Source organism: Micromonospora andamanensis, from assembly GCF_016863495.1.
Lineage (GTDB): Bacteria > Actinomycetota > Actinomycetes > Mycobacteriales > Micromonosporaceae > Micromonospora > Micromonospora andamanensis.
Map to the genome: position 1 here is coordinate 38137 of NZ_BOOZ01000029.1, position 20332 is coordinate 58468.

General features: G+C 71.8%; 17 protein-coding genes. 6 read left to right on the forward strand and 11 right to left on the reverse strand.

Annotated features, from left to right (window positions below; all coding sequences use genetic code 11):
* Positions 1 to 58: 58 nt before the first annotated feature.
* From Van01_RS22840 to Van01_RS22860, 5 genes are all read right to left on the reverse strand, one after another.
* On the reverse strand, positions 59 to 409 hold the full coding sequence (locus Van01_RS22840) for a phospholipase (RefSeq protein ID WP_204011219.1): 351 nt from the start codon (positions 407 to 409) through the stop codon (positions 59 to 61).
* 19 nt (positions 410 to 428) lie between these two features.
* Positions 429 to 1823, reverse strand: coding sequence for a DUF4331 domain-containing protein (locus Van01_RS22845; RefSeq protein ID WP_204011222.1), 1395 nt, complete (start codon positions 1821 to 1823; stop codon positions 429 to 431).
* Between the two features lie 214 nt (positions 1824 to 2037).
* Complete coding sequence (locus Van01_RS22850) at positions 2038 to 2322, reverse strand: hypothetical protein (RefSeq protein ID WP_204011225.1); 285 nt, start codon at positions 2320 to 2322, stop codon at positions 2038 to 2040.
* Between the two features lie 157 nt (positions 2323 to 2479).
* Positions 2480 to 5059, reverse strand: coding sequence for a bifunctional FO biosynthesis protein CofGH (locus tag Van01_RS22855; RefSeq protein ID WP_204011237.1), 2580 nt, complete (start codon positions 5057 to 5059; stop codon positions 2480 to 2482).
* 74 nt (positions 5060 to 5133) lie between these two features.
* Positions 5134 to 6273 carry a hypothetical protein gene (locus tag Van01_RS22860; protein WP_204011238.1) on the reverse strand — a complete coding sequence of 380 codons (1140 nt, stop codon included), beginning with the start codon at positions 6271 to 6273 and terminating at the stop codon, positions 5134 to 5136.
* 97 nt (positions 6274 to 6370) lie between these two features.
* Here Van01_RS22860 and Van01_RS22865 point away from each other — a divergent pair, with 97 nt between their 5' ends.
* Together Van01_RS22865 and Van01_RS22870 are read left to right on the forward strand one after the other, a co-directional pair.
* Positions 6371 to 7387 (forward strand): 2-phospho-L-lactate transferase CofD family protein, encoded by a 1017-nt coding sequence (locus tag Van01_RS22865; RefSeq protein WP_204011239.1) that lies wholly within the window; start codon positions 6371 to 6373, stop codon positions 7385 to 7387.
* Positions 7384 to 8472: a coenzyme F420-0:L-glutamate ligase gene (locus Van01_RS22870; RefSeq protein WP_204011240.1), complete on the forward strand. Its 1089-nt coding sequence runs from the start codon at positions 7384 to 7386 to the stop codon at positions 8470 to 8472. Before Van01_RS22865 ends, Van01_RS22870 begins: the two co-directional genes overlap by 4 nt.
* A 22-nt stretch (positions 8473 to 8494) precedes the next feature.
* Here the strand turns inward: Van01_RS22870 and Van01_RS22875 are convergent, their stop codons facing one another.
* Entirely contained in the window at positions 8495 to 9487 is a 993-nt protein-coding gene (locus Van01_RS22875; protein WP_204011241.1) for an ArsR/SmtB family transcription factor, read from the reverse strand.
* A 340-nt stretch (positions 9488 to 9827) separates the two neighbouring features.
* Here Van01_RS22875 and Van01_RS33225 point away from each other — a divergent pair, with 340 nt between their 5' ends.
* Complete coding sequence (locus Van01_RS33225) at positions 9828 to 10442, forward strand: NUDIX hydrolase (RefSeq protein WP_373306283.1); 615 nt, start codon at positions 9828 to 9830, stop codon at positions 10440 to 10442.
* Here Van01_RS33225 and Van01_RS22885 read toward each other — a convergent pair.
* Both Van01_RS22885 and Van01_RS22890 read right to left on the reverse strand, forming a co-directional pair.
* On the reverse strand, positions 10411 to 11502 hold the full coding sequence (locus Van01_RS22885; RefSeq protein WP_204011243.1) for a mannose-1-phosphate guanylyltransferase: 1092 nt from the start codon (positions 11500 to 11502) through the stop codon (positions 10411 to 10413). The genes Van01_RS33225 and Van01_RS22885 overlap by 32 nt on opposite strands.
* 49 nt (positions 11503 to 11551) lie before the next feature.
* Positions 11552 to 12697: a glycosyltransferase family 4 protein gene (locus Van01_RS22890; protein WP_204011246.1), complete on the reverse strand. Its 1146-nt coding sequence runs from the start codon at positions 12695 to 12697 to the stop codon at positions 11552 to 11554.
* Between the two features lie 150 nt (positions 12698 to 12847).
* Here Van01_RS22890 and Van01_RS22895 point away from each other — a divergent pair, with 150 nt between their 5' ends.
* Entirely contained in the window at positions 12848 to 13543 is a 696-nt protein-coding gene (locus Van01_RS22895) for a TIGR03089 family protein (RefSeq protein WP_204011249.1), read from the forward strand.
* 399 nt (positions 13544 to 13942) lie between these two features.
* Here the strand turns inward: Van01_RS22895 and Van01_RS22900 are convergent, their stop codons facing one another.
* Positions 13943 to 15925 carry an acetoacetate--CoA ligase gene (locus Van01_RS22900; RefSeq protein ID WP_204011251.1) on the reverse strand — a complete coding sequence of 661 codons (1983 nt, stop codon included), beginning with the start codon at positions 15923 to 15925 and terminating at the stop codon, positions 13943 to 13945.
* 185 nt (positions 15926 to 16110) lie between these two features.
* Complete coding sequence (locus Van01_RS22905) at positions 16111 to 16632, reverse strand: acyl-CoA thioesterase (protein WP_204011253.1); 522 nt, start codon at positions 16630 to 16632, stop codon at positions 16111 to 16113.
* A 23-nt stretch (positions 16633 to 16655) separates the two neighbouring features.
* Here Van01_RS22905 and Van01_RS22910 point away from each other — a divergent pair, with 23 nt between their 5' ends.
* Positions 16656 to 17306 carry a hypothetical protein gene (locus Van01_RS22910; RefSeq protein ID WP_204011255.1) on the forward strand — a complete coding sequence of 217 codons (651 nt, stop codon included), beginning with the start codon at positions 16656 to 16658 and terminating at the stop codon, positions 17304 to 17306.
* Positions 17307 to 17380: 74 nt separating this feature from the next.
* On the opposite strand, the gene Van01_RS22915 is transcribed toward Van01_RS22910, so the two are convergent.
* Positions 17381 to 18544 (reverse strand): acyl-CoA dehydrogenase family protein, encoded by a 1164-nt coding sequence (locus tag Van01_RS22915; RefSeq protein ID WP_204011267.1) that lies wholly within the window; start codon positions 18542 to 18544, stop codon positions 17381 to 17383.
* Positions 18545 to 18795: 251 nt separating this feature from the next.
* Between Van01_RS22915 and Van01_RS22920 the strand changes: the two genes are divergently transcribed.
* Positions 18796 to 20223, forward strand: a complete 1428-nt coding sequence (locus Van01_RS22920; protein ID WP_204011285.1) for a UDP-glucose dehydrogenase family protein — start codon at positions 18796 to 18798, stop codon at positions 20221 to 20223.
* Positions 20224 to 20332 lie beyond the last annotated feature (109 nt).

A 20332-nucleotide genomic window follows, 5' to 3' on the forward strand; every position in this document is an offset into this window, starting at 1 on the left:
GACGACCGCGTCCCGTCCACATTGTGGACGGGACGCGGTCGGCAGGAGGGTGCGGCGGTCAGTCGGTTGTTGTGGATACGCTGGTCGGCAACGCGAACTCGGCGACCACGCCACCCGCCACGGTGACCGATCCGACGGGCGTGTCGCTGTCCCACCAAACGGTATAGACGCCTGCCGGAAGGTCCGGATAGACCGCACTGTGGAACGTGCCGTCCTGGACCCGACGCTCGCGCACGGCGGAGTGCGTACGCGGCTCGCCGTCCCGGTCGGCCCGGCTCACCTCGATCTCCCGCCCGAGCAGTTGTCGTCCGGTGTAGATGATCAGGGCACCGGTGTCGCCGCCCAGGTCGAGGACGACGGTCCCGGTTCCCGAGGGGCCGTACGTGTGCGAGTGCTCGTGTCCGGTCATCTCTCTCCCACCTCCAGCGTCAGGACTGCGCCGATGGATTGTTGAACCCGTCGTAGGGCGTACCGAGGAACGGGAAGTTACGCAGGAACGGCGCTGTCACGTCGGCCGCGCTGAGTCCCGGCGTCACCGCCCCCGCCGCCTCGTCCGGCTGGAACTTCCGGTCCACGAGCGGCACGGTCAGGCCCGCGATGGCGCGCAGCGCGATGGTCACCACGTCGTCGGTCACCCGCCTGCCGTTCGGGAAGCCGGCGAGGTCGCCGCCGAGCACGCCGAACCGGTTCGGCCGGCGGGCCGGCGGGATCGCGGTGTTCAGCCGCAGCATGTCGGCCTGGAGGTCGCCGGTGCTGTTGGTGAAGCCGTCGATCAGCCCCTCCGGGATGCCGGTCAGCAGAATGGCGACCAGGTCCGTGCGGGCCTTCTTCGACCTGTTCAGCTTGTCCAGGTTCGGGAAGACGTCCGGGTACAGCACCGGAAGCAGGGCCGCCAGTTCGGGCCGCTCGACGAACTGGGCGAACCGCTTGTCCTCCGACGGCGGCAGGGTGTTCCACAGGTCCTTCTGTGCCATCGGCACGATGACCTCGTTGAACAACGGGTTGCCCAGCCTGGACACCTGCGTGAACGGTCCGGCGTTGGTGTCGGCCGCCACCCGGTCGCCGAGCACCCGCACCTGCCGGCGGGACGCCGAGGTCCACACCCCGATGACCGAGGCGGGCTCCTGCCAGTGGTAGCGGTCGGCGCGGCGGCGCACCCGCTCCAGCGGCACCTGCAACGCCAGGCTGTGCACGTTCAACCGGTCCGTGGCGTTCACCGGCTCACCCGCCTCCTGGAAGATCTTCTTCCCGGCCACGTGCAGTTGCTGGAACGGTCGCAGCGTACCCAGGTCGAAGATCGCGCCGAGGTCCACGAAGAACCCGTCCGCGCGCTGACCGGCGAAGACCCGCTCGCCTGTGGAGAGCTTGAAGGTGGCCTGGCGCACCAGCTCGTTGTACGTGGGAGTGGACAGTGGACCGACGTTGCACGGCGGACAGGGCAGCTTTCGCGCCAGCCGCTCCTCCTTGCCCCGCACGATCCGGGTCAGGCTGTAGAACTGCCTGCGGTTCCAGTTCTCGCTGTCGAGCGAGTCGATAGGCCCGGTGTTGTAGAGAAAACTGTTCGGGTTCGTGATCTCGGTAGTGAATTCGAAGCGGTAGGTGACATCCGGCCGCCCGTCGCCGTCGTTGTCGATGTGGATCTCGTACCGCACGTCGTCGCCGAACTCGAAGAAGTTCGGGCCGCCGGACGGCAACTGCAGCGGCACGTAGTTGGCGATGAGCGTCACCGTTTCCGGGCGGTCCGGAGTGACGAACGCGTACAGGTCGGAGGAATCGGCGACCGGATCCTTGGCGATCTCCGGTGCCTCGCGGTGTGAAGACATGACGGACCCACCTCACTGGGCGAAAGAATCAATCGGGATGACCGGCCGGGCACCGGGGCCCGCCGGGAACGCCGAACCCGCGCACTGCGGCGGGCGGCGGAAGCGCTCAGAGTTGGCGGCGAGGCACGACGCGCCGGGCGGCACGCACGGGGGCGGCGGGCGGTTCGATGGCGAGCCGAACGGCCGGCACGGCGCAGGGGCGGGTCGGCACGGCTCAGCGCCGGGCGGCGGCGCGACGCAGCCGGTCCGCCAGGCCACGGTCGCGTACCTCGATGCGGGACTGACCGACGAACACGTCCATGGTGCCGGACCGTGCGTCCCGCAGGTGCACGACGATCGTCTCGTCGGGACCGGCCGCCGCTCCCTTGTCGCCGTCACCGGCCAGGGACAGCCCCGGCACCGCGAGCGCGGCGGCGCCGAGGGTGGCGCTGGCCGCGGCGGTGATCGTCTGCCGGCGGGTCAGTTTCGGCAAACGCCGCTTACGCTTCTCAGTGATCATGGCGAACCTTTCCGGCGGCGGCGCGCACGCGCCCGCGATGGCGGACGGGGGTCACGACAGACCACGCCGGCCCCCCGTTGAGGGGTGCCGGCGGCGGTCCTCGCCGTGCCGCCGCCGGCATCGACAGGTACGTCCGGCGGCGGGCGAAGGTTCGACGCTAGGCCGTGATGTGACCGTACGCAGTCGTCCGCCTACGCGCCGGCCGGCCCGCCGCCGCCGCGATCGCCCGCAACTGCTCCTCGGTACGCGCCGACCCGTTGCCGGAACCGGCCATCCGCGAGATCGTCTCCTCCATCAGCGTGCCGCCCAGATCGTTGCAGCCGCTGCGCAGCAGCTCCGCGGTGCCGGCGTCGCCGAGCTTGACCCAGGAGCACTGGATGTTGTCGATCCGACCGTGCAACAGCACCCGCGCCATCGCGTGCACCACCCGGTTCTCCCGCCACGTCGGCCCGGGCCTGGCGATGCCGGCCAGGTAGATCGGGGCGTTCGTGTGCACGAACGGCAGCGCCACGAACTCGGTGAACCCGCCGGTGCGGTCCTGCACCCCGGCCAGCACCCGGAAGTGCGCCAGCCAGTGCGCGGGATGGTCGACGTGGCCGTACATCATCGTCGAGCTGGACCGGATGCCCAGCTCGTGGGCCGTGCTGACCACCTCGACCCAGGCGGCGGTCGGCAACTTGCCCTTGGTGAGCACCCAGCGCACCTCATCGTCGAGGATCTCCGCCGCGGTGCCCGGGATGGTGTCCAGTCCCGCCTCGCGCAGTCCGGCCAGCCACTCCCGCACCGACACGCCGGCCTTTGCGGCGGCGGTGACGATCTCCATCGGCGAGAAGGCGTGCACGTGCATCTCCGGCACCCGGGCCTTGATCGCCCGGACCAGGTCGGCGTAGATCGTCACCGGCAGCTTCGGGTCGATGCCACCCTGGAGGCAGACCTCGCCGGCACCGGCGTCCCACGCCTCCTGCGCCCGGTCCGCGACCTGCTCCACCGAGAGCCGGTACGCGTCGGCGTCCCGTTCCCGCTGGGCGAAGGCGCAGAACCGGCAGCCCACGTAACAGACGTTGGAAAAGTTGATGTTGCGATTGACCACGTAGGTCACGTCGTCACCAACGGCGGTGCGGCGCAGCTCGTCGGCGGTGCGGCACAACTCGTCGAGGGCCGGTCCGTCCGCGCCGAAGAGCGCCAGCGCGACCTCGGTGTGCCGGGGCTCCAGCAGCGCCGCCGGATTCTCGGCGGCCAACCGCAACCCGGCCCGCAGGTCGGCGTCGCCGGAGCCGGCGGTGACCTGCCGGCCGGCCCTGGCAGCGGACCCCGCCTCCGGTGCCGGACCGTCCTCGACGCCCGCCCGCGCCGGAGGCACAGCCGCCTTCGCGGCGACCTCCGCCCAGTCGCCGTAGACGCTGTCGAAGTCGCCCCGCCGGTCGTCCGTACGCCCCGCCGTGTCGATCGTGGCGTGCAGGTCGGTCCGCCCGCCGAAGGTCTCGTCGGGCTCCTGCCACGGCCGGCCCACCGGGCGGGCCGCCTCGACCGCAAGCCCGGTCGCCGGGTCGGCGAGCGCTGTCACGTGCGGCAGCAGCCGAGCGTCCAGCCACGGGTCGCCGGCCTGGACGTACTCCGGGTAGACGGTCAACCGCTCCCGCAGGGTGAAGCCGGCCGCCGCGGTGCGGGCCGCCAGTTCGTCGAGCTGCGGCCAGGGACGCTCCGGGTTGACGTGGTCCGGGGTCACCGGTGAGACACCACCCCAGTCGTCGATGCCGGCCCGCAGCAGCAGGTCGTACTCGCCGGCGATCAGGTTCGGTGGGGCCTGGATGCGGGCCTTCGGGCCCAGCAGCACCCGGGCCACCGCCACGGTTGCCGCGAGGTCATGCAGCTCGGCGTCGGGCATCCCCCGCATCGCCGTGTCCGGCTTGGCCCGGAAGTTCTGCACGATCACCTCCTGGAGGTGGCCGTACTCGCGCTGGGTACGCCGGATCGCGAAGATCGCGTCGACCCGCTCGGCGAGCGTCTCGCCGATACCGATCAGGATGCCCGTGGTGAACGGAACGCCTACCCGTCCGGCGTCGTCGAGCACCCGCAGCCGCACCGCCGGTTCCTTGTCCGGTGAGCCGTAGTGCGGACCGCCGGGCTCGGACCACAACCGGGTGGCCGTGGTCTCCAGCATCATGCCCATGCTCGGTGCCACCGGCTTGAGCCGTTGCAGCTCCGCCCAGGAGAGCACGCCCGGGTTCAGGTGCGGCAGCAGGCCGGTCTCCTCCAGCACCGCCACCGCGCAGGCCCGCAGGTAGTCCAGGGTGGAGCCGTAGCCGCGTTCGTCAAGCCACTGGCGGGCCGCCGGCCAACGCTCCTCCGGCCGGTCGCCGAGGGTGAACAGGGCTTCCTTGCAGCCCTGTGCCGCACCGGCCCGGGCGATGGCCAGCACCTCGTCGCGGTCGAGGAAGGCCGCCGGCAGCCGGTGCGGCACGGTGGCGAACGTGCAGTAGTGGCAGCGGTCCCGACAGAGCCGGGTGAGCGGAATGAAGACCTTCTTCGAGTACGTCACCACGCCGGGCCGGCCGGCGTCCCGCAGACCCGCGTCGCGGATCGCAGCGGCGATGCCGAGCAGTTCGTCCAGGGCCGCGCCCCGGGCGGTCAGCAGGGTCGACGCCTCGTCGACGTCGAGCGCCCGCCCGGTGGCGGCGCGGCGCAGTGCCCGCCGTACGCCGCCGTCACCCGGCCCACGCTCGCTCTGATCAACCATCCGCTCAGCCTATGCGCTGCGGTCCGGTCCGGCCCCCGCCCGTGGGCAACCGCACGTGTCCTGGCGACGCCCGCTCAGCGTGGCTGGTCCCCCGGGTCGATCCGCTGGGTGCGGTCGGCCTCCGCGTCACCCGACCGGGAGTCCGACGGGTCGGCGTCACCGTCGCCGGACCGGGGGATCGCCTGAGTCGGCTCGGCGGCACCGACCGGGTCGCCCTGGCGTGGGATGCTCTGGGTCGGATCGGCCGAGGCCGGCTGTCCGAACGGCGGCGCGGCCGGCGAGGACGGTGCCGCCGCCTGTGGTGGCACCGCCGGCTGACCGTGCGGCGGCCAGGTGTGCGGGGACTCGGGCGGCCCGCCGGCGGAGGGCGTCTGCCCGGCGACCGGCCAGCCCGACTGGCCCTGACCGCCCTGGTGACCCTGCTGGCCCTGACCGCCCTGGTAACCCTGACCGCCCTGAGTCGCGCCGCCCGCCGGGTAGCCGCCGGGCTGGCCGGCACCGGACTGGTACGGCTGCCCCGGCCCAGGGTGACCGGTGCCGGGATAGCCGGCCGGGTAGCCGGCGGACCGGTCGGCCCCCGACCAGCCGCCCGACTGGCCGGGTGACTGGCCCGGCGGCACCCAGCCGCCACCCTGATGGCCGGGCTGGCCACCGAACTGACCCGGGCCGCCCTGCTGCGGCCAGCCCTGCTGCGGCGTACCGTACAGACCGGGCTCCGGCTTGGGCCGGGGAACGTGGTAGAGCCGCTGCCACACGCTCCACACCACGTACCCGGCCGCCGCGAACAACGCCACCCAGGCGACCCGGGTGAGCAGGCCGGTCATCGCGTCGAAGAGCTGCGCCTCGGCCAGCCGGCCGACCACCCAGATCAACAGGGTCAGACCACCGAGCACGGCGCTCACCGCGTACTCGACGAGCGCCACCTGCGTGATCAGTTTCGCCCGCCCGACGGTCGGGGCCAGATGCGTGGCCAGCAGTACCGCCAGCACCGGCAGCACGACCGCCTCGATGCCGATGAAGGCGAAGAACGAGTTGGCGGCGCGGCCGGTCACCGTGCTGTAGGCACCCTGCGGCGTCAACAGCCGGATCAACCCCACGAAGAGGAAGACGGCGTTCGCGCCCAGGAGCACCAGGGCGACGAGTTCACGCAGCGGCCCGGTCACCTGTCGGGCCGGGGTCGGGTCGGTGGGCGGGGGCTCGGCGGGGCTGGTCACGAACTCTCCCTGGGGCGAAAGCGGACAGATGCCGACGTGAGCCTAGTCTCCCGGGGCACCTGGCTGCCGCAGGCGTCACGTAGGCGAGGATGGGCTGATGCGCATCGTGGTTCTGACCGGCGGAATCGGCGGTGCCCGGTTCCTGCTGGGGGTGCGGGCGTACGCCCGTGAGGTGGGCGCCGAGGTGACCGCTGTGGTCAACGTCGGCGATGACCTACGGCTGCACGGGCTCCGGGTCTGCCCGGACCTGGACAGCGTTCTGTACACCCTCGGCGGCGGCGCCGACCCGCAGCGGGGCTGGGGGCGCGTCGACGAGAGCTGGACGGTCAAGGACGAGCTGGCCGCGTACGGCGCCGAGCCGAGCTGGTTCGGGCTGGGTGACCGGGACATCGCCACCCACCTGGTCCGCACCACGATGCTCGACGCCGGCTATCCGCTGCACCAGGTCACCGAGGCGCTGGCGACCCGCTGGCAGCCCGGCGTACGCCTGCTGCCGGCGACCGACGACCGCCTGGAGACGCACGTGGTCGTCAGCGGGGACGGCGAGCCTGCGGGCTCCCCGGTGGGCAGCGACGCGACCGGCGGACCAGGCGGTTCCGCTCCCCCGGACGGTGGCCAGCGGGCGATCCACTTCCAGGAGTGGTGGGTGCGGTACCGGGCGCGGATCCGGACCCACAGGTTCGTCTTCGTCGGGGCGGAGTCGGCGAAGCCGGCGCCCGGCGTGACGGAGGCGATCGCCGGGGCCGACGTGGTGCTCGTGGCACCGAGCAACCCGGTGGTCAGCATCGCACCGATCCTGGCCGTACCGGGTCTGCGCGAGGCGGTGACCGGCGGTCCCGCCCCGGTGGTGGGCGTGTCGCCGATCATCGGCGGCGCGCCGGTTCGCGGCATGGCCGACAGTTGCCTGGCGGTCGTCGGCGTGGCGTGCACCGCCGGCGGGGTCGGCGGGATGTACGGCAGCCGGGCCACAGGTGGTCTGCTCGACGGCTGGCTGGTGGCCGAGGAGGACGCCGCGACAGTGGTGCCGGACGTGACGGTCCGCGCGGTGCCGTTGCTGATGACCGACGAGGCGGCGACGGCGGCCATGGTCCGCGCCGCGGTGGAGTTGACGTGAGACTGGAGATCCTGCCGGTACCCGGCATCGGGCACGTGACCGAGGGCGACGACCTGGCGGTCCTGATCGGGAGCGCGGCACCCTGGCTGCGTGACGGGGACGTGCTGGTGGTCACCAGCAAGATCATCTCGAAGGCCGAGGGGCGACTTGTCGACGTGCCCGCCGACGGCCCGGATCGGCAGGCCGTCCGGGACGAGGTGCTGGCGGCGGAGACGGTACGGGTGGTGGCCTCGCGTGGCGCGACCCGGATCGTGCAGACCCGCCACGGCTTCGTGATGGCCGCCGCCGGCATCGACGCCTCGAATGTCGACAAGACCCGGCTGGTGTTGCTGCCGGAGGACCCGGACGCGTCGGCCCGCGCGCTCCGCGCCGGTCTGCGCGATCGGTACGACGTGGACGTGGCTGTCGTGGTCAGCGACACGATGGGTCGCCCATGGCGGAACGGGTTGACCGACGTGGCCCTCGGCGTCGCCGGGATGGACGCCATCCGGGACCACCGGGGCGAGGTCGACCCGTACGGCAACGAGCTGGTGCTGACCCAGATGGCGGTGATCGACGAGCTGGCCGCGGCAGGCGAGCTGATCAAGGGCAAGTGTGACCAGATGCCGGTCGCGGTGATCCGTGGCTACCTGACGGCACCGCTGTCGGGCGACGGCGAGGGTGCGCGGGTCCTGGTCCGGGACGCCTCGATGGACCTGTTCTCGCTCGGCACCGCCGAGGCGACCGCGGCCGGCCTGGCCACCGCCGCCACCCTGCCGGACCACCCGGGCGACGCCGCATCCGACCCGGCCGCCGTCGACCGGGCAATCGCCTCGATCGCCGACGTGATCGCGCCCGGCACGGTCTTCACCCAGGTCACCGACGATGGCGTACGCACGGCACTTGTCGCCATCGTGCCGGGTTGGCCGGCCCACGCGACAGGCCTGGTGCTCTGCTCGCCACCCACGCCGGTGGGCCCGTTCCAGCTGGTCCGCTTCGGCACCGACGTGCAACGTCTGCGCACCGCCCTCGCGGCAGAGGGCGTCCCCACCCAGCTCCTCCCTCCGCCCGGTGGCACCACCGCCGCCGCCACCCTCGCCTTCTGACTCGCCCCTCGCGGCTGGAACCTCAGGGGTTCAGCACGGCGCGGCCGAGGGGGGTGAGGGTGTGCAGGACCGTGTTGCGGTCACGGTGGCTGACCAACAGGCCAGCGTTCCGCAGCACTGTGGTGTGCTGGCTGGCCGCCGCCGCCGAGATGCGCAACCGGCGCGCCAGCTCGCCAGTGGTGCAGCCGTCGTCGCTGGCGGCGAGGACCGCCGCGCGGGTGCGGCCGAGCAGCGCGGCCAGCGCCTCGCGGCCGGTGTCGCCCGCACCGGGCACGTCCCCGGTCAACCCACCCAGCTTGTCGACCGGGTAGACGAGCACCGGCGGTAGTTCCGGGTCGAGCAGCGCGACGGGCGTGTTCGCGCAGAAGAACGAGGGCACCAGCAGCAGCCCTCGTCCGCCCAGGTGCAGTTCCCGGCTCCGTGGGTAGGTGGGGATCTCCAGTACGCCCGACTCCCAGCGCAGGCCCGGCCGCAGCGTGGTCAGCAGCCCCTCGATGCCGCCGTCGAGCATGGCTCGGGCGCGCCGGGCACGATCCGCCTCCACCGCGCCCTGCACCCGGGACCAGTAGGGACCGAGAGCGAGCTCCCGGTAGCGGCCCATCGTCTGCGTCAGATGGGTCAGGGCTTCCGGCTCGCCGCGGGCGATGGCGGCGACACCGGCGGGCAGGCCCCGGTTGCTGTTGGCGAGCAGCGTCAGATCGCGGTGCAGCAACGGCACCGGGGTACGCCGTACCGCCTCCATCCCCGCCTCGAAACCGTGCACGCTCTCGTACGGGGTGAGGAAGTCCGGAAAGTAGCCGCGGGGCGGGCTCAACGTGGAGAGCAGCCGCAGCGCTTCGGCGTCCACCTCGCGGCGCAGCCCGCGGGAAACCTCGCGGCGCCAACCGGCCAGCAGCGGGTCACGGCTGCGCCCGGGCAGCAGATGCAGGCTCAGCACCACTTCCCAGACCGGATCAGCCGCCGGAGCCACCCGGGTCCGGAGGATGTCCTCGCCGGAGAAATGAATCTTCAGCATGGGCAGACTCCCGTCGCCCGGCTGGGGGGTCACCCGGCGACCTTCGAACTCTACCCGGCCACGTCAGCCTCAGGCAGTTAAGCCTCAGCTGAAAGACCTCGACGCCCGTCAGGTGAATCCGCCATGCTTCCCGTGCCACAGGGGGCGACCCACGTCGAACGTGTCCGCCCCGCTGGGTGCCCGCGAGCGGGCGGTGCCATACGAGGGTCTGCGGCTCACATTCCGCAGGTGGTGCCGCCCGATCTCGCTGGGCCGGTTCCGGCCCGTCCGCCCGGCTCCGCCACACCGCACCAGCGTCCCACCAGCACCCGTACGCTGGCCCGGACGGAAGGAGCGGCAGTTGTCGACGCCCGAACTGGTGAACGAATCCCCGCGCGGCGACGCGGACGACTGGACGGCGCTGCACGCCGACGCGGTGGCGGTGCTCACCGACTGGACGCCGACAGGTCCGGACGCGGCGGAGGCCAGCGACAGCACCCTCAGACTGCTCGGCGCCGGGCCGATCGCGATGAGCCGGGAACACCGGGCCGGTCACGTCACCGCCAGCGCGTTGGTATTCGACGCGACCGGCACCCAGGTGCTGCTCTGCCTGCACGGAAAGTTCCGCAAGTGGGTGCAGTTGGGCGGGCACTGCGAGCCCGGCGACCGGACGCTTGCCGGCGCGGCGTTGCGGGAGGCCACCGAGGAGTCCGGCATCAGCGACCTGCGGATCGATCCGACGCCTATCGACGTGGACGTGCACCCGGTGGCCTGCCAGGGCGGGTCACTGCACCACGACGTACGTTTCGCCGTCTTCGCCCCGGCCGGAGCGACCGAACGGGTGAGCGCCGAGTCCGAGGCGCTCGGCTGGTTCCCTCCGCAGCACCTGCCGCAGCCGCTGGCCGGCGGCACGGCCCGGCTCGTCACGCCGGGCCTGGCAGCCTTCAGACGAGCTTGTCCTCACCCCGCCTCTTGAGCTCGTCCACGATCGACTTGACGTCCTGGGCGCGGTCGCGCGGGCAGACCAGCAACGCGTCCACGGTGTCGACCACGATCAGGTCACGTACGCCGACGGCGGCCACCAGCCGACCGGCCTGCGGTGCCACCACCATGCCGCTGCTGTCGTGCAGCAGTACCTCGGTCTTGACGTCACCCGCGAGCACCACGTTGCCGTCGGCATCCGCCGGCAGCACCTCGCCGAGGGTGTGGAAGTCGCCCACGTCGTTCCACCGGAAGTCACCGGGTACGGTCGCCACCCGGCCGGCCGCGGCCGCGCCCTCCATCACCGCGTAGTCCACAGAGATCTTCGTCAGTGTCGGCCAGACCGAACCGAGCACGTCGTCCTGTTCGTCCGAGCCCCACGCCCTCGCGATGGCGGTGACCCCGGCGTGCAGGTCGGGCTGTTGGCGGGCCAGCTCGGCGAGGAATGCCGACACCCGCCAGACGAACATGCCGGCGTTCCACAGGTAGTGGCCCGACCGCACATACGTCTCGGCCACCTCGGCACTCGGCTTCTCCTTGAACTCGACCACCGGGCGCATCGGACCACCAGCGACGGGTTCGCCGGTGCGCAGGTACCCGTAGCCGGTCTCCGGCCGGGTCGGGGTGATCCCGACCGTCATCAGCAGCCCCTGCTCCGCGCCCCGGACCGCCTCCCGGACGGTGTCCACCCACCGTTGCGGGTCACCGATCAGGTGGTCGGCGGCGAACGAACCCATCACGGCGTCCGGGTCGCGTACGGCGATCACCGCCGCGGCCAGCGCGATGGCGGCGCAGGAGTCCCGTGGCGACGGTTCGACCAGGATGTTCTCCTCCGGCAGGCCGGTCAGCTGGCGGGCCACGGCCGCGGCGTGCGCGGCGCCGGTGACGACCATCGTGCGTTCGGGGGTGGTCAGCGGGCCCAGCCGCTCGACCGTCGCCTGGAGCAGCGACGCGGACGTACCGGTGAACGGGTGGAGGAACTTGGGGTGGCCGGCGCGGGACAGCGGCCACAGCCTTGTGCCGCTGCCACCGGCCGGAATGACGACATAGATCACCAGGACATCATGCCCGAACCACCTGGACCGGGCGCCTCGGTTGCCAGCCTCAGGCCCGCGCCCTGGTCCACGCCGCGATGTGCACCTCGGCGCTGGACCCCCAGGTGAATTCCTTCGCCCGGTCGAACCCGGCCTTGGCCAGTGACAGCCGGCGCGGCTCGTCGTCGAGCAACGCGGCCAGGTCGGCGGCGATCTGGTCCGGATCCTCGCTGGTGTACGCCACCGCGTCGCCACCGACCTCGGGCAGCGAAAGCCGGGGAGTGGTGAGCACCGGGGCGGCGCACGCCATCGCCTCCAGGATGGGCAACCCGAACCCCTCGCCGTAGGAGGGGTACGCCGCCACCAGTGCGCCGCCGAGGAAGCCGGGCAGGTCGCCGTAGCGCAGGTAGCCGGGGCGCAGCAACCGCAGGTGTGAGGGAACCTCGGCCACCGCACGGTCGATGTCCTCGTCGTGCCCCTGCCCACCGGCCACCACCAGCGCGGGCGGATCCTGCCGGTCGGTGACCGCCCGGGCCCAGCCACGGATCAGGTTCGGCACGTTCTTGCGTGGCTCCTTGGCCCCGAGGAACGCGACGTAACGGCTGCCGCCGAGCCCCAGCCGGGCACGCACCCGGGCCTTCTCCTCGTCGCCCGGTGCGTGGAAGGCGTCGTGGTCCACGCCGTGGTAGGCCACGTCGATCCGGGTCGGATCGGCGTCCAGCAGCCGGATCAGCTCGTCGCGGGTGGCCTTGCTGGGCACGATCACCCGGTCCGCGCGCCGCAGCGAGGTCTTGATGGCGCTGCGGAAGAACGTGCGGCGGGACTTGTCGTAGTGCTCCGGCTCGGTGAAGAACGTCGCGTCGTGCACCGTGACGGTGACCGGGCAGCCGGCACGCAGTGGGCAGGTGTAGAAGGGTGAGTGCAGCACCTCGGCGCCGACCTGCTGGGCGAGCAGGGGCAGGCCGGTCTGCTCCCAGGCGAGCCGGGCCGGCCGGTGCGCGACAGCGGCCGGCGCTGGAATGATCTCCGCGCCGGGCAGCATCCGGCGGTAGCGCTCCAGATCCGTGCGGAGGCTGACCACCACCAGGTCCACCGCCGATCCGCACACCTTGCCGAGGGCGCCGAGCAGGCCGTCGACGTATCTACCGACGCCGCCGCGATCGGCGGGAACACTCGTGGCGTCGATGAGCACGCGGGGCGGGCGACCGGCGGTCACGGGGCGACTCCTTGTGGTGGCGGGACTGTGGGGAACAACACTCCGGCAAGCCTACGCCGGAGCCGGGCACGGACGCTGACTGCGACCCGACGGTACGCCGACTTGTCGCTGCCATCGAGTACGGCCACCGGGCGCGTATCGTTCGCGCCGATGGCCGACAACATTGCCCGGGTCTTCGCCGACGCGATCGCGAGCGACCCGAACCGCCCGCTGCTGACCTGGTATGACGACGCGACCGGCGAACGCACCGAACTTTCCGGCGCGACGTTGGCGAACTGGGTGGCCAAGACGGCCAACCTGCTCGTCGACGAACTGGCCCTCGGGTCGGGCGACACCGCCGCGGTGCTCCTGCCGCCGCACTGGCAGAGCGCTGCCGTGCTGCTCGGCTGCTGGTCGGCCGGGTTGACGGTCCGGTACGCCGAGCAGCCGGGCGAGGTGGACGTGCTCTTCGCCGCCGCCGACCGCCTCGTCGAGGCCGACGCCTGGCCGGCGAATGACCGCTACGCACTGGCGCTGCACCCGTTCGCGCTCCCGCTGCGGGAGGTGCCGGCAGGCTTCGCGGACTACGTCACCGAGGTACGCGCGCACGGCGACCACTTCACGGCGTACCCGCCGGGCGGGCCCGACCACAGCGCGCTACGTACTCGGGCCGCCGCCCGCGCCCTCGAACTCGGTATCTCCCCGGCCGACCGGCTCCTGGTGGACGTCGACAGGCACCCGGACCCGCTCGACTGGCTACTGGCCCCGCTCAGCGCGGGCGCCACAATGGTGCTCTGCGCCCACCCGGACCCGGACCGCCTGGCCGACCGGCAATCGACGGAACGGGTCACCCGCACCCTCGGCTGAACCGCCCCGCGGCCGATCTGATCGAGGAGGAGCCGGCGGCCGGCCCGGGCACCACCGAGCTACGGGCCGAACCATCACCCTCAGCAATAATCACCCACAGTCGCCACGCTGGCGCGGGCAGACCAACCCACCTCGACGCTTTGCTCTGCTTCAACCGACGCACAACCGGCTGAGCTGGGCCAACGTGGCGGGCGCGCGAGGCCGGCGGGCGCGCGGTACTGCGGAGAGTGACTGTTGCGTGGGTTGAAGCAGAGCAAAGGATGCGAGGGGGTGTGGGGTCGGTGGGCGGCGAGACACGCTCAGTGACGCAGGGCCCCTGGAGACCGCCCACCCAGGACCACGGCGTTCGCCATCAACGACGCACCGAACCACCCAACAGATACGTCACAAGCCCCTGAGTCAAGGGGCGGGGTGGCTCGGGGCGCGGTGTTGGGCCAGGGTCGCGAAGGCGGCAAGGGAATCGGGGTTGGCGAGGGCGCCCTTGGCGGCGGCCTGGTCGACGGGGGTGCCGGTGAGGATCTTTTTTACCGGCACCTCCAGCTTCTTCGCCGACAGGGTGCGTGGAACCGCGCGGACCTGGTGGATCTCGTCGGGGACGTGCCGGGGGGACAACGCGGTACGCAGCTCGCGGCAGATCTTCTTCCGCAGTTCGTCGTCGAGGGAGAGCCCGTCGGCGAGCACCACGAACAGCAGCAGCTCGCCGGCGCCGCCCTCGTCGTCCTCCAGATGTACCACCACCGAGTCGACGACCTCGTCAAGCCCTTCCACGACGGAGTAGAACTCGGCGGTGCCGAGCCTGACCCCGCCCCGGTTGAGGGTGGCGTCGGAGCGGCCGGTGATGACGCATCCGCCCCGCGAGTTGATGGTGATCCAGTCCCCGTGCCGCCACACCCCGGGATAGACGTCGAAGTACGCCTCCCGGTACCGGGCCCCGTCCGGGTCGTTCCAGAAACCCACGGGCATGCTCGGCATCGGCTCGGTGATCACCAGCTCGCCCAGCTCGCCGATCACCGGGGTGCCGTCCGGTGAGCGGGCCTCCACCTTGGCGCCCAGCGCCCGGCAGGTGATCTCACCGGCGTGCACCGGCAGCAGCGGGACACCGCCGACGAAGCCGGTGCAGACGTCGGTGCCGCCGGACAGCGACTGGAGCTGAAGGTCGCTGCCGACCGTGTCGTACACCCAGGTGAAGCCCTCGGCGGGCAGTGGCGCGCCGGTGGAACCGAGGCCGCGCAGCGCGGCGAGGTCGGCGATCTCGCGCGGGACCAGGCCGGCCTTGCGGCAGGCCAGCAGGAACGGCGCTGAGGTGCCGAAGTACGTGGTGCCGGTCTGCTCGGCGAGCCGCCACATCGCGCTCAGGTCGGGGTGGCCGGGGTTGCCGTCGAACAGCACGATCGTCGCGCCCACCGCCGGTCCGGAGACCAGGAAGTTCCACATCATCCAGCCGGTGGTGGTGAACCAGAAGAACCGGTCGGCCGGACCGAGGTCGTGGTGCAGGGCGAGCATCTTCAGGTGTTCCAGCAGGATGCCGCCGTGCCCGTGCACTATGGGTTTGGGCAGCCCGGTGGTGCCGGAGGAGTAGAGCACGTACAGCGGGTGGTCGAACGGCACCGGAGTGAAGGCCAGCGGTTCGTCGGTCTCGGCGGCCAGCTCCGCCCAGGCCAGTGCCCCGTCCGCCGGCGAGTCCCCGGGGTCGAGGTAGGGGATCGACACGGTGTGCCGCAGCGAGGGCAGCGCGGCCCGGATCGCGGCCACCTCGGCGCGCCGGTCCACCGGCTTGTCGCCGTAGCGGTAGCCGTCGACGGCGACCAGGATCTTCGGCTCGATCTGCTGCCAGCGGTCGGTGACACTGCGGGTGCCGAACTCCGGCGCGCAGGAGGAGAAGACGGCACCGAGGCTGGCGGTGGCGAGCATCAGCACGTACGTCTCGGGGATGTTGGGCGCGTACGCGGCCACCCGGTCGCCGGTGGTGACGCCGAGCCGGCGCAGCCCGGCGGCGACCCGCCGGACCTGCTCGCGCAACTGACCGGCGGTGAGGGTGACCGGCTCGCGGGTCTGCCCGTGTGCCACGACCACCGGCTCATCGTCGGCCCGGCCCGGCATCCGCAGCACGTTCTCGGCGTAGTTGAGGGTGGCGCCGGGGAACCACCTGGCGCCCGGCATGCCCCGATCGGCCAGGGTGGCGGTCGGCGGGGTGTGCGCGACGACGCCGAAGTGGTCCCAGATCGACCGCCAGAAGGCGTCCAGGTCGGTGACCGACCATTGCCACAGGGCGTCGTAGTCGGCGAACGTCAACCCCCGGTGCTCGGCGAGCCAACGCAGGTAAGCGCCGATCCGCGACCGCTGGAGCACGTCCGCCGGTGGCGTCCACAGCACGTCCGTCACTGGTCCACTCCTCCCCTGGCCCGGCACGACGCTGTGCGGTGGGCCGTGGCGCCATCTTGCCCTACCTCGAAGCGCCATTCTCCGCACCCGAGCCCGGCAGACGCATGTGCCCACTCCACATCCCCCGCAGCCGGGGGGTGTGGGCGTGACGCATGGAGGCGCGCGACCGACACCGGATGTGCCCCTCAGGCTTCGCTGCGGGCCGCCTGGATCGCGCGACGGCGGGCCAGTCGGTGCGCGCGGCGGATCTCGGCCTCACGCCAGCGTCGCTCGTCCTCCGGCGTCTCCGGCAGGACCGGACGCACCGGCCGGGGTGCGCCGCCCACCTCGACCCCGACGAAGACGAGGTACGCGGTGGCCACCCGCACCGGCAACTCGTCGGCCGAGTCCCAGCGCTCGGCCATCACCCGTACGCCGACCTCCATCGAGGTCTGCCCGGTCCAGTTCACCTGGGCGTACGCGTGCACCAGGTCGCCCACCCGGACCGCCTCGGAGAAGACGATCTCGTCGATCGCGGCGGTCACCGCGGTACCGCCGCTGTGCCGCGCCGCCGCCGCTCCAGCCACGTCGTCGACGAACTTCATGAGCACCCCACCGTGCACTGTCCCGTACAGGTTCACGTCGACGGCGGTCATGATCCGACTGAGGGTTACCCGGGAGTACGAGGTCGGTTTGCCCGGCAGGGTAGTGGCGGGGTGCTCGGTCATGTCGGAAACGGTACGGTGCGCGGATGCGACATCTGTGGAGCTTCCTCGCAGGGCTGGTGGTGGTGCCGGTCACGTGGGTGCTGGTCACCCTCGGTCAGGACGGGTCGGCCGACACCGTCAACCGGTGGGTGGAGATCGGCACGTCCAACACGGCCAACCTCATCGAGCCGGCCGTATACCTCGCTGTCGGTGGCATCGTGCTGGGTCTGCTCGGCACGCTGCGCATCTCGCCGCTCGGTCCGCTGGTGGCCGGGCTGCTGCTGGTCACCCCGTACGTCGGGCTGTTCATCGCGCCGTTCCGGGTACGCGAACGGATCCCGTCCGACTGGGGCTTCCTCGGTGACCCGCTGCCGCTGGGGCTGCCGGTGGAGAACGGAACGCTCTTCCTGATCGGCGTGCTGCTGCTGATCGCGACGTTCAGCGGGCAACGCTGGCGACGCTGGCCGGCCCCGGTGCCGCAGCCGGCGGGGATGCCTGACGCGTCGACGTCGGACCCGACTTTGACCGACTGGTCACCGGCCCCGTCGTCGGAAGGTGACACCGCACCGCTGAGCCTGGGCTATCCGGATCCGGATCCGACGCCCACCGAGCCGCTGCCCCGGCGTACCGGCGGGGGGTCGCCCTGGTCGGCGCCACCGGGCAACCTGCCCCGACGCGACGACGCCACCAACTGACCCCGGTACCACCGATCGTCACCTCCGCCCGACGGCCGTCAGGCGGAGGTGACGGTGGGCGTCCGTGCGGGCGGTCAGCCCTTGAGCAGTTGGCGGGCCATCACGATGCGCTGCACCTGGTTGGTGCCCTCGTAGATCTGAGTGATCTTGGCGTCGCGCATCATCCGCTCGACCGGGTAGTCGCGGGTGTAGCCGTACCCACCGAGCAGCTGCACCGCGTCGGTGGTGATCTCCATCGCGGCGTCCGAGGCGAAGCACTTGGCCGCCGCGCCGAAGTAGGTCAGGTCGGCGTCGCCGCGCTCGGACCGACCGGCCGCCGCGTACGTCAACTGCCGGGCCGCCTCGAGCTTCATCCCCATGTCGGCGAGCATGAACTGCACGCCCTGGAACTCAGCGACCGCCTTGCCGAACTGCTTGCGCTCGGCGACGTACCCCTTGGCGTAGTCGAGCGCGCCCTGCGCGATGCCGACGGCCTGTGCGGCGATGGTGACCCGAGTGTGATCCAGGGTCTTCATCGCGGTGGCGAAGCCGGTGCCCTCGGCACCGATCATCCGCTCCGCCGGGATCCGCACGTTGTCCAGGTAGACCTCGCGGGTCGGTGAACCCTTGATGCCCAGCTTCTTCTCGGGGGCACCGAAGCTGACCCCCGGATCGGACTTCTCGACCACGAAGGCGGAGATGCCCCGGGAGCGGGCGGTGGGGTCGGTCGTCGCGAAGACGGTGTAGAACTCCGAGACACCGGCGTTGGTGATCCACCGCTTCACGCCGTTGAGCACCCAGTGATCGCCGTCACGTACCGCCCGGGTGGTCATCGCCGCCGCGTCGCTGCCGGCCTCCGGCTCGGACAGGCAGTACGAGAACATCGCCTCGCCGCTGGCGACAGGTGTCAGGTAGCGGCTCTTGAGCTCGTCGGAGCCGGCCAGCAGCAGCGGCATGGTGCCCAGCTTGTTCACCGCCGGGATAAGCGAGGACGAGGCGCAGGCCCGGGCAACCTCCTCGATCACGATCGCCGTGGCCAGCGCGTCCGCGCCGGCACCGCCGTACTCGACCGGGATGTGCGGGGCGTGGAAGTCGGCAGCCCGAAGTGCGTCGTACGACGCCTTCGGGAACTCACCTGTCTCATCCGCCTCGGCGGCGTGCGGAGCCACCTTGGCCGCACAGACCTCGCGGACCGCTTCCCGGATCGCCTCGTGCTCCTCGGGCAGGCGGTACGCGTCAAACGACTGCTCTGCGGCCATGTCGGCCCCTCCCCTTCACCGCTATCATGCGCAGTCTGTAGCGTCACCTGGACGCCCACCGCGCAGACTGAAGGATAACGACCACAGTTCAGGTGATGTTACCGGCGCGTAGGCTGGGCTATGACGAAGCCCCGATGCCGCTCGGCGATGATGGGACCCAGCAGACGAACCACCTCTCCGGCGCCCTGCCCTGGCGCCGCAGCGGAACGCGACGCAACCACGCGGCGCCAGTGCGAGCGGAGAAGACAGGCGTGACCATCCCGTACCCGAACACCCAGCCGGTGCCCGCCATCGCGGCGGTCACGCCCCCCTCGGGCGCGTCCCGGCCGCGGGTGACCTTCCTGGGCACCGGCTACCTTGGCGCGACCTACGCCATCTGCTACGCCGAACTCGGCTACGAGGTGCTCGGGTTCGACGTCGACGCAGACAAGATCGCCAAGCTGAACGCCGGAGAGGTGCCGATCCACGAGCCCGGCCTGGACGAGCTGCTGCGCCGCAACCTGGCCGCCGGCCGGCTGCGGTTCAGCACCGACATCGCCGAGACCGCCGCCTTCGGTGACGTGCACTTCATCTGCGTCGGCACCCCGCAGCGGGCCGACGGGATGGGTGCCGACCTGTCGTACGTCGAGGCGTCGGTCACCAGCCTGGCCCAGCACCTGACCCGCAAGGCGCTCATCGTCGGCAAGTCCACGGTCCCGGTCGGCACCGCCGAGTGGGTGGAGCAACTCGTGGGCAAGCACACCCCCGCCGACCTCGGCGTCGAGGTGGCCTGGAGCCCGGAGTTCCTCCAGGAGGGCTTCGCCGTCGACGATGTGCTCCGACCCAACCGCATCGTGGTAGGCGTCAAGAGCGAATGGGCCAACGGCATGCTCTACGCCGCCCACAAGGGTGTGTTCGACCTGGCCGCCACCGAGGACCGCGAGGTACCCCTGGTGGTCACCGACTTCGCCACCGCCGAGCTGGTGAAGGTCGCCGCGAACGCCTTCCTCGCCACCAAGATCTCCTTCATCAACGCGATGGCCGAGGTCTGCGAGGCCTCCAGCGGTGACGTCACCCAGCTCGCCCGCGCCATCGGCTACGACCCCCGCATCGGCAACCGCTTCCTCCAGGCCGGGCTCGGCTTCGGCGGCGCCTGCCTGCCCAAGGACATCCGCGCCTTCCAGGCCCGCGCCCAGGAACTCGGCGCCGGCGAGGCACTGCGCTTCCTGCACGAGGTCGACCTGATCAACCTGCGGCGCCGGACCCGTGTCCTGCAACTCGCCGCCGACCTGCTCGGCCGCCGCTCCGGCCCGGCCGGCCCGGACCTGTCCGGCACCCGGATCGCCGTGCTCGGCGCCACCTTCAAACCCAACACCGACGACGTACGCGACGCCCCCGCCCTCGCGGTGGCCGCCCTGCTCCACAAGGCCGGCGCCGACGTCCACGTCTACGACCCTCAGGGCATGGACAACGCCAGGCGGGCCGTACCTGAACTCAGCTACGAAGCCGACATCGCCGAGGCGGTCACCGGCGCCGACCTGGTCTGCGTCCTCACCGAATGGGCCGACTTCCGCAACGCCGACCCCGGCCTCCTCGGCGACCTCGTCGCCGGCCGCCGCGTGGTCGACGCCCGCAACTGCCTCGACTCGGCACTGTGGACCCAGGCCGGCTGGGAGTACCGGGGCATGGGGCGGCCATGATCGCGTTCTCCGGTGATACTGGCGCTTGACCCGCCGACAACTGTCGAATTCCCGGCCCGCTTTGGGCATGCTGCGACAGTGGGAATCCACAGTGCGGGTGGAGGGGTGT

Bases quoted from the DNA above. Each gene is read 5' to 3' on its own strand.
- Van01_RS22840 (WP_204011219.1), bottom strand. From the start codon at position 409: ATGACCGGACACGAGCACTCGCACACGTACGGCCCCTCGGGAACCGGG.
- Van01_RS22845 (WP_204011222.1), bottom strand. From the start codon at position 1,823: ATGTCTTCACACCGCGAGGCACCGGAGATCGCCAAGGATCCGGTCGCC.
- Van01_RS22850 (WP_204011225.1), bottom strand. From the start codon at position 2,322: ATGATCACTGAGAAGCGTAAGCGGCGTTTGCCGAAACTGACCCGCCGG.
- Van01_RS22855 (WP_204011237.1), bottom strand. From the start codon at position 5,059: ATGGTTGATCAGAGCGAGCGTGGGCCGGGTGACGGCGGCGTACGGCGG.
- Van01_RS22865 (WP_204011239.1), top strand. From the start codon at position 6,371: ATGCGCATCGTGGTTCTGACCGGCGGAATCGGCGGTGCCCGGTTCCTG.
- Van01_RS22875 (WP_204011241.1), bottom strand. From the start codon at position 9,487: ATGCTGAAGATTCATTTCTCCGGCGAGGACATCCTCCGGACCCGGGTG.
- Van01_RS22895 (WP_204011249.1), top strand. From the start codon at position 12,848: ATGGCCGACAACATTGCCCGGGTCTTCGCCGACGCGATCGCGAGCGAC.
- Van01_RS22905 (WP_204011253.1), bottom strand. From the start codon at position 16,632: ATGACCGAGCACCCCGCCACTACCCTGCCGGGCAAACCGACCTCGTAC.
- Van01_RS22910 (WP_204011255.1), top strand. From the start codon at position 16,656: ATGCGACATCTGTGGAGCTTCCTCGCAGGGCTGGTGGTGGTGCCGGTC.
- Van01_RS22915 (WP_204011267.1), bottom strand. From the start codon at position 18,544: ATGGCCGCAGAGCAGTCGTTTGACGCGTACCGCCTGCCCGAGGAGCAC.